At 45.1% G+C, this 16,710-nt stretch carries 11 protein-coding genes; 10 read left to right on the top strand and 1 reads right to left on the bottom strand.

The genetic code is table 11. From position 1 onward, the window contains the following. The coding region (locus tag A3739_RS04240) for a hypothetical protein (RefSeq protein WP_156502341.1) at positions 1 to 821 on the bottom strand (821 nt) is incomplete at its 3' end. A gap of 267 nt (positions 822 to 1,088) precedes the next feature. Between A3739_RS04240 and A3739_RS04235 the strand changes: the two genes are divergently transcribed. The 10 genes from A3739_RS04235 (at position 1,089) to A3739_RS04190 (ending at position 16,679) form a co-directional block, all read left to right on the top strand. Then, positions 1,089 to 2,465, top strand: coding sequence for a hypothetical protein (locus tag A3739_RS04235; protein ID WP_068474586.1), 1,377 nt, complete (start codon positions 1,089 to 1,091; stop codon positions 2,463 to 2,465). After that, a complete protein-coding gene (locus A3739_RS04230) occupies positions 2,440 to 3,312 on the top strand; it encodes a hypothetical protein (RefSeq protein WP_156502340.1) in 873 nt (290 codons plus the stop codon). The genes A3739_RS04235 and A3739_RS04230 overlap by 26 nt, the downstream gene beginning before the upstream one ends. A gap of 1,176 nt (positions 3,313 to 4,488) precedes the next feature. Beyond that, complete coding sequence (locus A3739_RS04225) at positions 4,489 to 6,885, top strand: fatty acid cis/trans isomerase (RefSeq protein ID WP_068474581.1); 2,397 nt, start codon at positions 4,489 to 4,491, stop codon at positions 6,883 to 6,885. Between the two features lie 102 nt (positions 6,886 to 6,987). Further along, a complete protein-coding gene (locus A3739_RS04220; protein WP_231876745.1) occupies positions 6,988 to 8,022 on the top strand; it encodes a zinc-binding alcohol dehydrogenase family protein in 1,035 nt (344 codons plus the stop codon). Positions 8,023 to 8,135: 113 nt separating this feature from the next. Next, positions 8,136 to 10,895: an SLBB domain-containing protein gene (locus A3739_RS04215; protein ID WP_082878258.1), complete on the top strand. Its 2,760-nt coding sequence runs from the start codon at positions 8,136 to 8,138 to the stop codon at positions 10,893 to 10,895. Between the two features lie 446 nt (positions 10,896 to 11,341). Continuing rightward, positions 11,342 to 11,848, top strand: coding sequence for a transcription/translation regulatory transformer protein RfaH (rfaH, locus tag A3739_RS04210; RefSeq protein WP_068474578.1), 507 nt, complete (start codon positions 11,342 to 11,344; stop codon positions 11,846 to 11,848). A gap of 780 nt (positions 11,849 to 12,628) precedes the next feature. Continuing rightward, positions 12,629 to 13,591 carry a Wzz/FepE/Etk N-terminal domain-containing protein gene (locus A3739_RS04205; protein ID WP_231876744.1) on the top strand — a complete coding sequence of 321 codons (963 nt, stop codon included), beginning with the start codon at positions 12,629 to 12,631 and terminating at the stop codon, positions 13,589 to 13,591. 18 nt (positions 13,592 to 13,609) lie between these two features. Continuing rightward, complete coding sequence (locus A3739_RS04200; RefSeq protein ID WP_068474590.1) at positions 13,610 to 14,647, top strand: NAD(P)-dependent oxidoreductase; 1,038 nt, start codon at positions 13,610 to 13,612, stop codon at positions 14,645 to 14,647. Beyond that, positions 14,647 to 15,597 (top strand): glucose-1-phosphate thymidylyltransferase RfbA, encoded by a 951-nt coding sequence (gene rfbA / locus A3739_RS04195; RefSeq protein ID WP_082878256.1) that lies wholly within the window; start codon positions 14,647 to 14,649, stop codon positions 15,595 to 15,597. The genes A3739_RS04200 and rfbA overlap by 1 nt, the downstream gene beginning before the upstream one ends. Beyond that, positions 15,594 to 16,679 (top strand): DegT/DnrJ/EryC1/StrS aminotransferase family protein, encoded by a 1,086-nt coding sequence (locus tag A3739_RS04190; protein WP_068474575.1) that lies wholly within the window; start codon positions 15,594 to 15,596, stop codon positions 16,677 to 16,679. The genes rfbA and A3739_RS04190 overlap by 4 nt, the downstream gene beginning before the upstream one ends. The last annotated feature ends 31 nt before the right edge of the window (positions 16,680 to 16,710 follow it).

The raw sequence follows: 16,710 nt of genomic DNA, 5'->3' as shown, positions 1-16,710 counted from the left end.
TTCGTTAATTCAAGCGTCAAATTCTGCGCTTTATCAAGAGATAGTTGACCATTAATTTCATAGCTAATGGCTCCCTCGGCTCGTGAGGTAAAATCTTTGGCAAGATATGCAAAAGCTTTTGTTTGCAGCTCTGCGAGGGACGATGAAAATGATGCCTTGCCTGACAATCCTTCATCTGAAGAATGGAAATCAAAGTCGGTGTCTAGATTCAGCGCAGCGTCGTTCACTAAAGCGTCTAGATGAAAGGTCCCTCTAAGTGAGTCGCTAGCTAACGTCAGTTCAGATAGATTAAGCTTGTTTAGTTGCGCGCTATGTTGTTTGTCGTTGTTGCTGAATTCAATGCTGAGAGCATCAATCTCTAACAGCGGTACATTCAAACTCCACGCTTTAGGGGTAGCGTCGTTATTAGTGTTTGTCTCTTGCTCTTTTTGGTTTGAGTTTTCTGGAATATCAAAAGCGGCAACTCGAGTCGCATCACCATTTCGTTCAATGTTTAGTTGAATATTGTCAAAATCTAGGGCGTCGAACGACACGACATTTTGAGTGAGAGACCAAAGGTTAAGATCAATCACGGCTTCAGAGATCTCTATGCCTAAGTTTTTGTCTTTCGTGTTGATGAGTTGGAAATCTTCAATGCTGACTGCGCCTTTGAATGGATTGAGGCGTACATGACTCCCGTCACTTAATTGCAGTTTATAGTCTACAAGGACTTTGGGCGCATAGTACTGAATAAGGTAAGGACTGAGCAGCCAAACAAGCAACAAACTTGCAATGATCAGAACTATCACAAGAGCAAGAAGTCGATTTAATAATGTGTACACAAGCGCATCCTCATTCGAACGAAACTCAGAGAACAAAATACCTTACCACAAGTTCCTTGTCCTTCCATCGATGTTTGGCTTGATGGCCGAATTTTCTTCGGCTTCATGACCGAGGTGATTTACTTTTGACCGACTACATTTTTGCACTGTAAGTCTTATTGTCTAGACTAGAAAGAGTACTTTAGACAACGCTCATATTCAGGTAATAGTCGTGCAATTGAGCATTGTAAGTGCGACGCTTATTCTAATATTGAGGTTTTGTGAGTTATGAATTATTTATCATTGATTGGCGGATGTGTCATTGCATCTGTTTTTGTTTCGGCTTGTAGCTCAAGCTCAAGCTCTTCTTCTGGAGTTGACTTTGTTGAGAACTCAGCTCCAACACCTAATGACCTTGCCGATGTAACGAAGTCTGTCGATAGCGCTCTTCCATCGTATGGTAGCAATCAAACGGTGGCTCGAGGTTTTGAAAAGTTGCGTCATGGTATCGAAGGCATATTATTTCCCTCTCAATCGTTCGCGATTGCGGCGCCGGTGAATGCAACAGAAAATATCAGTGCCTTGTGGGCAAGTATAAACAATACTGACAAAATTCAGCCACCTGGTGGAGTAGTTCAAACCGATGAGGCCTATCCTAATATCACGGGTATCTTCAGAGCAGGTGAAGATGTTGAAAATGTGAATCTTCAAGATTTCATTGGATATCATCTTGAGTCGGGTTATGCGCGCAGCAATGACGATGGCATTTTTAAACCGACGCTCTTTGGTCAGTTGGACGGGATGTTTAATGTGCTGGGTGTTTTAGCGGGAGGAATTCCAGGAGCAATGGCAGCGGGCACATATGATTTTTGTGTGAGAGAAGACGATACAATGACGCTAGACAATGTCGCGTGCCCCGACCCTATCGACAATACGGTTTTTTCAGTGTCTGTGGAAGTGGTTGATATCAGTACCGAGCAGTCTCTGTTTGATCGAGCGGTGCAAGTGTCAGCGGGGGGCGATCCGTTTGTTTGGTATTGGATTCGCAATAGCGTTACGGCACTAAATGTTTTGCAGCTAGAGCCTGTTAATCAAGACAGAAATGCTGTTGGCATTAATACGCTGCTTCAAAATAAAGAAACGGGTGAGATGCGCTTTGAATATCTGAATGTTTCAGATGATTCTGAAAATGATGCGCAATCTAAGTTGATGCGTTTGTTGATTGAGGGGGGCGATGATGCAGATGTGTATTTTGCAGCTTTTGAAGGTAACTCCGGTGGTCCGGGCACTTACCATAACGCTTTTATCGTTGCGGCGGAATCGGCGGTTCTAGCTGATGCCGCGGCGTTTGCTGAGGTGTCGATGAACATTGAAGATCAGCGTGACAGCACTTCTGCTTCAATCACTGGTACCATTTGTGTAGATCTCGCAGACGGTAGTGTGACTAGCTCATCGAATTGTGCTGTCGCTACGCCGGATCTGACGGTAAACAGTGGTGCCGATTTTATTGAGTTCGTTCAAGAAGCGATTGATGTCACGGACTTGAATGACATTCAAACAGCCTATAACGTAAACGCATGGACAGACGCAGCAGATGCCCTCGCGGGGCCATCTGGCTTATTTACGAATGCAGGCGATTTTGATAGTTCAATCCTTTCTCCATAAAACAGATTGGGGTCAGAGCACTCATACTCTTACCCCATTTTTATCGTTTTTATTTTTTCTTATTTTCTCTTCTCAGTTGCGTGCACAAGAAGTATTCGAACCGCACTTCGCGTTTTCGAATTACTACGGCTCTGGTATTTATCAAACCGCTGACAACGATGTCACTATTCTGAACTTGATGCCGCGGTTTGAGGATGACAGGAAGATCTTACCGTCACTAGGTGATTTTCGATGGCGAGTTCCTGTTTCATTGGGCTTATCTAACTTCGATTATGAGCGAGTTGGTAATACTGATCTCGAGCAAGACGCTTCCACTATGTCGATTGGACTAGGGATTGAAAAAGACTATTGGGACTCGGAAGCGCTCAAGTTTGTGCCGTTTGCCGATGTTGGGTATGCCCGGGATTTACGCTCGCACAATGGCGCCACGACTTACGCAATAGGCTCGTCTATTTTTCGGTATACGGATATTTGGGGAGAGCAACAAATACTGTTTGCGAAGGTGCAGCATGCTGGCTTCTCATCCAGAGATGCGGCTTCTGAAAACTTTAGTTCGTTCCAGATTGGCGCTGATCTCAAGTTTCCTGAGCGACTCATGCTTGGGCCTTTGAGCAGTTTCTTCTCATTCTATGTGACGAGTTATTATTTTGCTGTCGGCTTTGATCTTCAGGAAAACGAAGCTCTTGTTCTTCAAGATGAATACGTACACGAGCTTGGTTTTACTTGGGGCTTAGATAAAGCCATTGAAACCTCAGTGGGTGATATCGAGCGCATTGGCTTTGGCTATCGTTTTGCTGATGCAGAGGATGGTGTTTTTCACTTAGCGTTTAATTTTCCATTAGATTAGGGAACAGAGTCGGCGGCGGCCGATAGGCGCTTTAAGGTTTTGATTTGAGGTTTATTTGTTCTTTCTGTCATAGCGATGAATTAATTTAATCGGTTGTTGGATTAATGCTCAATTTCATTTAAATGTTTTTGTCAGCGGCGGCCTACAGCGCCTTAAGAGCTTTGATTGTTCCGCTTTCAGGTTTCGACCTAAAGGTCGAGTTAAGGCACTTGTGCTGACAAGTCCCTTAACAATCCCAATCAGCCCCGCTGACATGCCCTTCGGTCTTATTCGTTGCTCAAAAATAAACAGCGTCTGCGGGACTCGCCTTCGGCTCAAACAGTCCTCGACGAATTCCTGTTTATTTTATCCGCGACTCATCATGTCAGAAGGGGTGTTGGTGCAAGACACAAACCTTGTTTTTTTTCCAGATTTATCGAAGCGGCATCTGCCTTCTCGTAGGATGAGTGACGCCAGTTACAAATGGATAAGGCGAGGACTGTTTGAGAGAGCAGCGCGAACGAGACAAGGTGAATGGCGAAGCAAGAGAGTGTGGCCTGGGCCAGGCCGCAGCGCCATTTTTAACCAGTCACGAATGTACCCAAAGGGCCGCAGAGCAGGCACGCATTTCTTTGGTTCTTTCTTGCGCGAGCAAGAAAGAACATAAACGGATTAGGAGTAATGAATTTAAGATTAACGATAGTTTGAAAATAGACAACTCAACCCCAAAGCCCCTTTCAACAAACTTCAGGTCAAAACCTATCAGTCTTTATTCGTTGTCAGCTCGACTGCAAAGTCATGTTTGTTTTTCTAAAAGCTTCATCGAAGCGGAATCTGCCTTCTCGTAGGATGAGTGACGCCAATTAAAAATGGATAAAGCGAGGACTGTTTGAGAGAGCGTAGCGAACGAGTCCTGCAGCGCCATTTTTAACCAGTCACGAATGTACCCGCAGGGCCGAAGAGCAGGTACGCATTTCTTTGGTTCTTTCTTGTGCGAGCAAGAAAGAACATAAACGGATTAGAAGTATTGAATTTAAGATTAACGAGAGTTTGAAAATAAACAGCTCAACTTAAAAGCTTCTTCAAGCGACCTTTAGGTCAAAACAAAAACCTCATCTTGAAGCATTCCCCAGCTGTTCTAAACTGCTACTTAGCCAAACTAAATAGAATCCAAACCAAATTAGCTAGCCGACTATTATGAAATCAAAGCACCTTCTTAGTTACTTCTTCATAAGCCTCTTCGTCATTGGTTGTGCCACGATTGCACAACATCAACTTGATCAACAATGGGGTGAACCCGAGGTACAAAATCGTGAAGTCGCTGAATATCAGCAAGGTGTCCCAGAATATCATCGCGATATTCAGCCCATCTTTGATAAGCGTTGTGTCAGTTGTCATGCTTGTTATGACGGTCCATGTCAGTTGAAGTTGTCGTCATATGACGGGCTTGATCGTGGCGCGAGTAAAGAGTTGGTATATGACGGGGCTCGTATCGTAGCGGCTGAGCCCTCCCGTCTTGGTGTCGATGCAAAAACAACCGAAGAGTGGCGTGCGCGGGATTATTTTCCTGTATTGAATGAGCGTGCGCAAAATCCTGTCGCTAATGTGCAGGGCAGTTTGCTTTTAAAAATGTTGGAGCAAAAGCGTCAGCATCCGCTTCCGCAAACGGCGCAACTTGACCCAGATGTATTCGATTTCTCAACAGATCGTGCGCAAGAGTGTCCAACAATTGAAGAATACGAAGGCTATGCCAAAACCCATCCGGAGTGGGGAATGCCTTTCGGACTTCCTGCCATTAGCGATGAAGACTTTAATACGATTCAACGTTGGGTAGAAGCGGGCTCACCAGTTCTGCCACAGTCGCCGCTAGGGCAGCTTTACTTAGATCAAGTCTCGAAATGGGAGGCCTTCTTTAATGGCCCGAGCAATAAAGAAAAGTTGTTCTCTCGTTATGCCTACGAACACCTGTTTTTGGCGAATATTTGGTTTGAAGATTTAGGTAATGGCCAATATTTCAATTTGGTTCGTTCGCGCACGCCTAGCGGTCAGGCGATTGATGAAATTGCCTCACGTCGACCATTTGATGATCCTAATACAACAAACTTCTATTACCGATTAAAGCCCGTACGCAGAACGATCGTCGATAAAACCCACATGCCTTATAAGTTCAATGATGCGCGCATGAAGGTTTGGCGTGAGTGGTTTTTGAATGCCGACTATGAAGTGACTAAATTGCCTGGCTATGATGCTAAGAGTGCATCGAATCCATTTATTACGTTTAAAGAGCTTCCGGCTTCAGCGCGGTATAAATTCATGTTACAAGAAGCTGAATTCACGATAATGGGTTACATCAAGGGGCCCGTATGTCGTGGGCAAGTGGCCTTGAATGTGATCGAAGATCATTTCTGGGTATTTTTTGTCGACCCTGACATTCCTACTATGCTGTATCAGCCAGCACGTGCTGAAAGTTATGCGGGCAACCTTCGCTTACCTGCTGAAGATCGAAGTACAGCCTCACCATTTAAAATATGGACCAAATACGCTGCGCTTCAAGAGAAGCATTTGACTGATAAACTCAACTACATCAACAGTTTTTCTGATGGTGTTGCTGAGTTGTCACTCGATATGCTCTGGAGTGGCAAAAGTCTGACAAGCAATATCGATGGGCATGAAGCGCATAACCCGAACGCAGCACTCACTATATTTCGTCACTTTGATAATGCGACAGTCGTAAAGGGATTGCATGGCGATAAGCCGAAAACCGCTTGGGTAATTTCGTATAGTTTGTTAGAACGCATTCACTACTTGCTAGTTGCCGGCTTTGATGTGTATGGCAACGTGGGCCACCAGTTGAATACACGTTTGTATATGGACTTTTTACGCATGGAAGGTGAAAGCAATTTCTTAATGTTCTTGCCTGATGATGTCGCGGAGAAAGAATTTTTAAGCTGGTATCAAAGCGCGGAAGAGAAGGTGGAGGATTATCTAAACGTTCTGCATAAAATGAAGTTGCCGCGCAATGCAATTGAATATGGCTCGGATGATCCGAAGAACGAGTTGCTCGACAGAATCTATGATTATACACGCGCTGAAAACCGTCGCGTATCGGTACTACCAAAAGTCTATTTGGACCAATTTCCAGAATTAAATGATCCTCTGCAGCGATTAGAGAAGGTTAGCGGAGTATCCGCTTCATTGTTGCCAGAGTTAGTTATGGTGCGCGTGAAAGCACCGGACGGACAAATGCAGTTGTTCTCAATCGCGAGTAATCGTTTTCATGAGAATGTCTCTTCATTGTTTATGGAAGACGAATTTCTTGTTCCTGAACGAGATACCTTAACGCTTTATCCTGGTGTACTAGGTAGCTATCCAAAAGTGTTTTTTGATGTGCATACGGTCTTGTTTGACCATTTCGTCGAACGCATCGGTCAAATGAAAACCGAAGAAGATTATGTTGCCTTGTTGGATGACTTTGCAGTGCGCAGAACGGATCCAAAGTTTTGGGACTTCTCCGATTGGCTGCATGTTTGGTATATGTTTAACCAGTCGGAAAAATCTGGCATTGTTGATCTAAATCGATATGAAAATCGATAAACGCTAAATAAATCAATAAGCTGCTTGACCGTGCGCGAGCGGCTTAAGTTATACTTCGTCCTACCAAATGCGATAACGCGTGATCACTTCAAGGGATGAAGGATGTCGAATAACAATAAAATGAAAGCGGTTGGCCTAACAAAATACCTACCTGTCAGCGACGATAATGCACTCAAGGATTTTGAGCTCGCGATTCCGAAACCATGGGCGCACGACCTTCTCGTGCAAGTTGATGCGGTCAGCGTCAATCCTGTCGATACAAAAGTAAGATCCCCAAAAGATACAGTTGAAAAAGAACCCAAAGTGCTCGGTTATGATGCGGTTGGTATTGTAAAAGCCGTGGGTGATGCAACACGTTTTTATAAGCCGGGTGATCGAGTGTATTACGCAGGCGATATCACGCGGCAAGGTTCGAATAGTGAATATCAGCTCGTTGATGAGCGTATTGTTGGGCCTGCGCCGAGTAAATTATCAAATTCAGAAGCTGCTGCTATGCCGCTTATTTCCCTAACTGCATGGGAAGCTTTATTTGAGCGCTTGGGAATTAGCCTTGCAAAAGACAATAGCGAAAAAACATTATTGATTATCGGCGGCTCTGGCTCAGTGGGCGCAATTGCTACACAAATGGCCGCGCGTTTAGCAGGTTTGAAAGTAGTGGTAACAGCGAGTAAACGTGGCGCAATTGAGTGGTGCGTGAGTCAAGGTGCAGCGCATGTTGTAAATCACCATGACGATATTCAGCAGCAAATCTCGACACTTGGCTACAAAGGTGCTGATTACATACTGTGTTGTAGTCATACTGATCAACATTTCGATGCAATGTGTGACATCATTAAGCCGCAAGGCAAAATTTGCTGCATTGTAGATAATGTGAAGCCACTGGCTTTGAATAAGTTGAAGCCTAAATCGGCGAGTTTGGTGTGGGAATTCATGTTTACGCGAGCAATGTTCAAAACACCTGACATGATCGAACAACGTCATATTCTTTCGGAAGTCTCACGCCTTTTAGATGAAGGTATTTTGAAGAGTGTGTTAGCTGATACCTATCGCCCTATTAATGCTAAGAACCTGCTCGCTGCGCATCAAGTGATAGAGAATGGCGAGTTGATGGGCAAGCTGGTCGTGGAGGGGTGGTAAATCGCTTATTGTGAAAAGTCCTCTGAGAAAAACGGTTGAGTAAAAAAACGACATCATTAACGTAACGGTAACGATGAAAGTTCTAGCCGAAAAACATTCGTGTAGTACACTGCATGCTGATTAGAAAACAGAACAACAACAGTAAAGACAAGAAACATCGCTTCATGGAAAGAATTGCTCGATTTATCTCTTCTTTTTTAGCGCCTGCATTATTTGTAAGTGTTATTACGCCAGCTTCCGCCATCGATGTGGATCCTCTTCTTATTGATCAATTTATGCGTATGGATCCTACGCAACAACAAGCTTTAGCTGCGCAGTATGGCGTCGATTTAAGCCAATTTGGCGGTGGCACGAGTGGTAGTGGTCTTCAAGAAGAACAAACTAAACAGCAAGTTTCTGTACTCACTCGAAGTGGGCAGTCTCAAGACCCAAGTGAACAAGCCTTGCCTCGAGGAGATGTGCCAGAAGAAGAATCCAGTGCACGATATCAAGCAGGCAAATTAGTACCTTTCGGTTATGAATTATTTGCAGGGGCTCCAAGTACATTTGAACCAGTGAATGATATTCCTGTTTCAAATGATTACGTACTTGGTCCGGGTGATACCTTAAAAGTAGAGCTTTATGGTAAGGAAAGTAAGAGCTATCAGCTCGGAATCGACGCGCAAGGAAAGGTTTATTTTCCAGAACTAGGCCCATTGAACGTGGCAGGCCTTAGTTTTGAAGAAGTTAAAAACAAGCTGCGTGACGAAGTCTCTAAGCGCATGATCGGTGTGAAAGCTTCAATCTCGATGGGGGAGCTAAAGTCGATTAGGGTATTTGTGCTTGGTGAGGCGTATGTGCCAGGCAGCTATGTGGTGAGTTCACTGTCGACCATTACTAATGCGCTTGTTTTGAGTGGCGGTATCAGTGAGAGCGGGTCTCTACGTAATATTCAGCTCAAACGAAAAGGTGAGTTAGTACAAACGCTAGATTTGTACGAGTTACTTTTGAAAGGTGATACCTCTAATGATGCTGCATTACGTTCGGGTGATGTGGTGTTTATTCCTCCCGTTGGCAATACAGCGGGCGTAGATGGTGAAGTGCGCCGGCCTGCAATTTATGAATTCAAAGAAGGTGAGACATTAAGCGACTTGCTTGGTTTTGCTGGAGGCTTAAAACCTTCGGCCTATCCAAAGAAGAGTACGTTAGAGCGTATCAATGATGTTGATCAGCGAACCGTATTGAATGTATCGGCCAAAGCAGAAGACTTAAACGCGAATCCAGCGCAAGCGGGCGACATATTGCGCATTCCTTCAGTCCTCGAAAAAGTCGAAGACACGATTGCTCTGCGCGGTCATGTATATCGCCCTGGTGTACAAAGCTTCAAAGACGGAATGCGCCTGACAGACGTGATTAGTTCCGTAGATCAACTCAAGCCAGGTTCTGATTTACGTTATGGCTTAATTAAGCGTTATTTGCCGCCCCAACAAACCTTAAAAGTGCTGTCGTTCAGAATGGATCGCGCACTCGCTGACCCAAGCTCTGAGTACAATATTGAGCTTAAAAGCAAAGACGAGATTCTAGTATTCGGATTGTATCCGCGCGATCAAAAGCTCTCTCCGGAATATGAAGAGATGGCTGCTCAGGCAGAAGAGTTTGCGAATTCAAGTGCTGCATTTTCAGACGCGCGTATAACGGGTTTGCCGCTCGATTATCAAACGTCATCTACCGATAACGCTCAATCTCCTTTATTAGACCGAGATCGTGCGCATTCACGTACTCGTTTTACCGTTACTGAATTTGAAAAAGAAGCAGCTTACTGGGGGCGTAAGTGGGTAATTGATGAAATTCTGGAAGAACTTCGTGCACAGAGTGAGATCGGTAACCCGTCTCAAGAAGTACGTATTACTGGTTCTGTGCGTTACCCGGGGGATTTTCCGCTCGTAGAAGGTATGAACGTTGAAGATCTTATCTACGCAGCTGGTGGTTTAACTGAGAAAGCCTATAAGCTTAGCGCTGAGATCAATCGTACTGATTTCGATGATCAGCAAAAACGAATTCAAGCGCGTTATGAAATTGACCTGAGTATGGCGTCAGGGCGCGAGTTTGAATTTAAATCGCGCGATGTGCTCCAAATTCGGGCTATTCCAGAATGGGTTGAAAACCATTTCGTAGAGTTAAAAGGCGAAGTGCGTTTCCCAGGCGTGTACCCGATTCATAAAGACGATGAACTACGCGATGTTCTTAAGCGGGCGGGTGGTGTGACGGATTATGCTTATGTGCCTGGTGCAGTATTTACGCGTATCGAGTTAAAAGAACAGCAAGAGAAACGCTTGCAAGAAATGCAGCGCCGTTTGGCAGAAGACATCGCCAAAGCGCAGCTTGTTGAAAAAGATGCATCGCGTCGTAGTGGTGATATCGGTAAAGCACAAGAGCTACTTGCTCAATTGCAACAAACGCCAGCGCTAGGACGTTTAGTGATTGATCTGCGCAAAGTACTAGCCGAAGACCTTGATTACAGTATTCCGCTACAAAATGGTGATGCGCTAACCATTCCTTCACGCAAGAACAGTGTTACTATTATTGGTGAAGTGCAGTTGCCTATCTCGCAGGTATTCGAACCGAAGCTTGATTACACCGATTACATCGAGCGTAGCGGTGGTACAACAGACAAAGCGGATGAAGATCGTATTTACATTATTAAAGCAAATGGTGGCGTACAACTGCCTGATAGCGGTCATTGGTTTGCCAGTAATGACGCGCAAATGGAGCCAGGTGATACGGTTGTCGTGCCACTAGATGCAGACAAGCTAGACCAGTTAGTACTTTGGCGTGACGTGAGCCAGATTTTCTACCAAATAGCACTCGGCGCTGCCGCAGTGGGTAGCTTATAGGTATACAGTCGGGCTCAGAGTCCGCCAAGACCGTCATTCCGCAAAGTCGGGTTCAGAGTACGCCAAGGCTGTCATTCCGGACTTGATCCGGAATCTAGAGTCCGCTTACTTTGACTTCGACTATTTATTGCATCTTTTGGCGTGCTTTAGACGTGTTTCAAAAGCGCTATTATAGCCTCGTAAACTCAAAAACCTATCGAAGGGTGAAATCCCGTCGAGCGCTTGCGCTCCGGGTCGCTTTTGGGTCCTAGGGTCTTTGGCGAAACAAAGACCCTAGCTGCTGTCGGCCAGTGCCGATGGAATCTAGCTTAAATGGGTTAGAGTACGCCAAGACCGTCATTCCGGACTTGATCCGGAATCTACAGTTATTGGTTCTGCCCCTTAACTCGTCCGCCGCACGAAAGCGGCGCTGAAAAAACCAACAACAATAACAAAGGGCTGTTACCATGCCTTGGTATCTATTAACCACAAAGCCCCGTAACGAAGCCCGCGCCTGCGAAAACATCCAAAACCAGGGCTATCAAGCATTCTACCCAGACTACCAAAACACGCGCCTAAAAAACGGCAAGCGCACAACGCAAACAGAAGCTTTATTCCCTGGTTATTTATTCGTCAACGTGGCCGGTAACAAAGCAAACTTTAACGCTTTACGCTCAACCCGCGGTGTTTATGATTTCGTCCGTTTTGGTGGGCAACTCGCCCAAGTTAACCAGGCGCTTATTTCACAGCTGCAAAGTAATATCGCCAGCTTACAACACGCAGCTGCAGCCAATAGCGCTACCAATCTTCATAAGGGTGATATCGTTACCATTACCGACGACCCGTTTAACGGTTTATCTGCCATCTACCAAACGCAAGATGGCCTAGAACGCTCCGTGTTATTCATCAAGCTGCTCGAAAAACAAACAAAACTCACCCTAAAAAATACCGAGTTCAAAAAACAAAGCGCCTAGCAAAAAAACACCCAATATAAGTCTATAAAGCGCTACAAAAAACTGTAAAAAACTGTCATATTAGTTATTAGCGTACAGGAAAACAAAAGAGCAAGGTCGCTCGAACAAGGCAAAAGGAAAACGCCCCTCGGGCGGAAGCGTGCCTAAATAATACTAGGCAGCCGCGTCATTCTCAGCTTGATTGGGAACCTTACAATATATCTGCCAAATGGAGCGCTGCAGTCGTCATTCTCAGCTCGACTGGGAATCTCAGAACATATCGCCGAGTAGGGCTTTGCATTAAGTAAGTCTTTGAAACATGAGCTCAAAATGTCGTTCTTTAGGAATGCCCAACCATTAACAAACGCTAAGCCATTTAATGCCAAACCTCAGCTAATATTGATGGCAATCAAATAACGCACTTCAAAATGAAGTGAATAGATATACAGAAGTCTCGTACACACAAAAATTGAACGAAGCTGCCAAGATTATAGAAGCTTCGTAAACACAAAATGCTATCGAAGCAAATAACCCCTTGGCTTAAGGGCGAAGAACGAAAGGAAAAACCGGATTTGCGCGAGGACTGTCTGAGCGAACGAAGTGAGTGAGTTCCGCAGCGCCGGCTTTGAGTAAGTGATAAGCGAACCCGAAGGGCCGAAGAGCAGGGGCCGTTTTGGATTATTAAGGGCTTTTGCAGGCGCAAAGCCCTTAATTCGCCTTTAGGCGAAACCTGAAAAGAAAAAATATCAACCGGCTATGCCGGAAAACAAAAGAACACTACAGTAACGGAAGCAATAAAAAGTGTCAGAGCAACAACCCTCGATTCTCGGGACTAGCCATGCGCCCCAATCGCACCCCCCCTACGATGACGAAATAGACCTCCTCGAACTCTGGCGTGTCCTCATGCGCGGCAAGTGGATCATCATCGGCTTCACCGCCATCTTCTCTGTTGCCTCCGTCTTCTACGCTCTTTCACTCCCAAATATGTATAAAAGCACCGCTGTACTTGCCCCTGCAGAATCCGCAGGAGGTGGCGGCCTTGGCAAACTCGCAGGTCAATTCGGTGGTCTTGCCTCATTGGCTGGCATTAACCTTGGTGGTGGCGGTTCCAATAAAACCGCCGAAGCACTTGAAATCCTCCAGAGCTGGGCTTTTATAGAGGAATTTATTCAAGAGCAAAATATCGCCACGCAAGTGTTTGCAGTCAAAGACTGGAACCCTGAAACCGACGAGCTGATCTACGACACCGAAATCTACGATCCGCAAACTCAAACCTGGACGCGCGAGCCACCTAAAGGTAAGCAAGCAGAGCCAAGCTCTTGGGAGTTATACGAGCAGTTCAAAGAATACCTGTCAGTAGGCGAAGACAAAGTCAGCGGCTTTACCAGTCTTGACATTGAATACTACTCGCCAGAAGTCGCCAAAGTGTGGGTGGATGCGCTCCTTAATAAAATCAATTCCAAACTAAAAGCGCGTGACGCCGAAGAAGCACAAAAAAACGTCAGCTTCCTAAAGCAACAAATTGAAGAAACTCCACTCGCAAGCATGCAGAGTGTTTTCTACGACCTCATTGAAGACCAAACCAAAGTGCTCATGCTTGCCAAAGGCTCTACCGAATACGTTTTTAAAACCGTCAGCGAGTCGCGTGTATCGGAAGAAAAGTCCAAACCAAAACGCGCTTTGATATGTATCTTCGGTGCGATGCTTGGTGGCCTGCTCGGCTGTATTATTGCCCTAATACGGGGCTTAAAGAATCAAGATTGAAAGATGGAATTGGATAAAATGAAAAAAATATTGGTTACAGGGGCGGGCGGTTACATAGGTAGCGTGTTAGTGCCAAAGTTGTTGGAAAAAGGCTATGCAGTTGTTGCTCTAGATAGGTATTTCTTCGGTCAGGATAAGCTTACTCCCCATGCAAACCTTCAGATTGTGGTCGAGGATTCTCGCAAGATTCCAGAAAGTCTTTTTGAGGGTGTCTATGGTGTGATTGATCTGGTCGCAATAAGCAATGATCCGAGTGGCGAATTGTTTCAAGACGTGACTTGGGAAATAAATCATCAAAGTCGTGTGCGAACTGCCAATCTCGCAAAACAGGCAGGTTGCGAGCGATATGTCCTGCCTTCAAGTTGTAGCATTTATGGATTTCTTGATGAGGTTGCATCCGAATCTACGCCAACCAATCCATTAACAACTTATGCGAAAGCAAATGAACAGGCAGAATTTGGTGTTTTGGAGCAATCTTCGGCTGACTTTTGTGTGGCTGTAATGCGTCAGGCAACAGTGTTTGGTGCGAGTCCGAGGATGCGATTTGATTTAGCTGTTAATGGGATGACTTACGGCGCGTATTCAAACAAAGTTCTGCCTTTGATGAGGGACGGTAAGCAATATCGTCCTATGCTGCATGTCCAAGATACAACGGATGTAATGTGTTTGTTGCTTGAGTGTGATTCGGGGCTAGTGAATGGTGAAATTTTTAACGTAGGTAGTGCTGAAAATAATTACCAGTTAGGGGATCTTGGGCAGCGAGTCGCAAGACAGGTTGGCGAACTCCTTAATGAAGAAATTAAGGTAGAGTGGTATGGCGATCCCGACCACCGAAGTTATCAAGTGGATTTTAGTAAAATCGAGCGCACCTTGGGATGGAAGGCAGCATGGAATGCAGAGCGGGGTGTGAAAGAGATTGTTGCCGCCCTTCAAGCAGGTACTTTGGATAAAACGCCCGAGACAATAACTTTAGACTGGTATAAGCAGCTTGTTTTTTGGGCGAATAAGCTTCGCGGAATGGAAATTTATGGCGGCCTATTGGAGCTAGCTGACTAATGAAAGGCATAGTATTAGCCGGTGGCTCGGGTACGCGTTTACACCCGATCACGCTAGGTGTATCAAAGCAGTTATTACCTATCTATGACAAGCCGATGATCTACTATCCATTGTCGGTATTGATGCTTGCCAAGATTCGCAAAATCTTAATCATCTCAACCTCCGAGGATCTTCCTCAGTACAAGCGGCTTTTAGGTGACGGATCGCAGTTTGGTATTCAGCTTGAATACGCCGTACAAGAAAAGCCGGAGGGTCTCGCGCAAGCCTTTATCATCGGTGAAAAGTTTATTGGTCAAGATTCAGTGTGTTTGGTTTTGGGTGATAATGTATTTTACGGCCCCAACTTCTCGCCGAAGCTTCTTGAAGCAAAACGCAAAGTCGAAGAAGAGCAAATAGCCACCGTGTTTGGTTATCAGGTAAAAGACCCTGAGCGCTTTGGAGTAGTAGAATTCGATCAAAACAAACAAGCTATATCTATTGAAGAAAAACCTGCCCAACCAAAGTCAAAACATGCCGTGACGGGATTGTATTTTTACGATAATCGTGTGGTCGACATCGCAAAAGCCGTACAACCTAGCTCGCGTGGTGAGCTGGAAATTACTTGCGTCAATAATGCCTATCTTGAGAAAAACAACCTGTTTGTAGAAACCTTAGGGCGTGGCTTTGCTTGGCTAGATACAGGCACGCATGAAAGCATGCTTGAGGCATCCCAGTTTGTAGAAACAGTCGAAAAACGCCAGGGTTTCAAGATTGCCTGTTTGGAGGAAATAGGCCTGCATAATGGATGGCTCTCTATCCAAGATCTTTTGGACAAAGTGAAGCAAATGGGGAAGGGGCAATACAGCGCTTATCTAAAGGAAATGGGAAAGGAGTTAGTTGAAGCTGAAGGGGCAGAACAACTGAAAAATTCGGAAGCAGTAAAAGATCAGGAAGTGTTAAAAGAGCTATGATTCCAGTTACGAAACCTTATTTACCAGATCGTGCAACAGTCGATGCCTATATCGACAGCATTTACGAGACCAATTGGCTTACTAATAACGGCCCTCTTGTTCAAAAACTAAGCCAGCGATTGGCGGAGTATTTGGGTATCGACCCCGATTGTTTTGTGCTTGTCGCCAATGGTTCATTGGCATTACACCTCGCCTACAAAGCACATGAGCTAAAAGGCGAGGTCATTACTACGCCCTTTAGCTTCATTGCAACAGCAAGCACACTAAAATGGGAAGGCTTGCAGCCGGTGTTTTCCGATATTGACCCAGACACCTGGAATATAAACCCAGCACTCATTGAAGAAAAGATAAGCGAACAAACCTCCGCCATTGTGCCAGTGCATGTATTTGGTAACCCTTGTATTGTCGAGGCTATTCAAGCTATCGCTGACAAGCACAGCTTAAAAACTGTTTATGACGCATCCCACTGTTTTGGGACAACCTTACATGGCGAATCAGTGCTCAAGCATGGCGATGCTAGCACCATCAGTTTCCATGCCACTAAACTTTTTCATTCGGTCGAAGGCGGCGCAGTAATTACCAAAACCAAAGAGCTAGCCGATAAAATCCGAAAAATGATCAATTTCGGCATTGATGGGCCTGATTCGATCGGAATGCTTGGTACTAATGCAAAGATGAGTGAGTTTCACGCGGCGGTCGGGCTTGCTGTGCTTGACGACATTGAAACTATCAAACAGCAACGTGCTGATATATGGGATGCGTATGCAAAAGAGCTAGGCCATCAATATCAGCTACAGCAGCGCCACTCAAATGCAAACAACAACCATGCATACTTCCCCATGGTGTTAGAGAGCGAACAGGCAGTGCTAAATACCGTAGCCAATTTGGCAGAGAAAGGTATTCAGGCTCGTCGTTACTTTTATCCTTCACTTGAGCAGGTAAAAGAATTGCAAAGTACAGCTGAATACCCAGTCTCTAGGGATATTTCATCGCGTATTTTGTGTTTGCCTATTTGGGCGGGAAGTACAGGTTTAAATGAGAGGTTTATTTTGGATTCGTTGAAAGGGATGGTGGTTGCATGAAAGTAGCAATTATGCAGCCATACTTTTTGCC

It is taken from the genome of Oleiphilus sp. HI0067 (assembly GCF_001635735.1).
The sequence above is the reverse complement of the archived record's forward strand: the minus strand, read 5'-3'. Positions and strand labels throughout refer to the sequence as shown.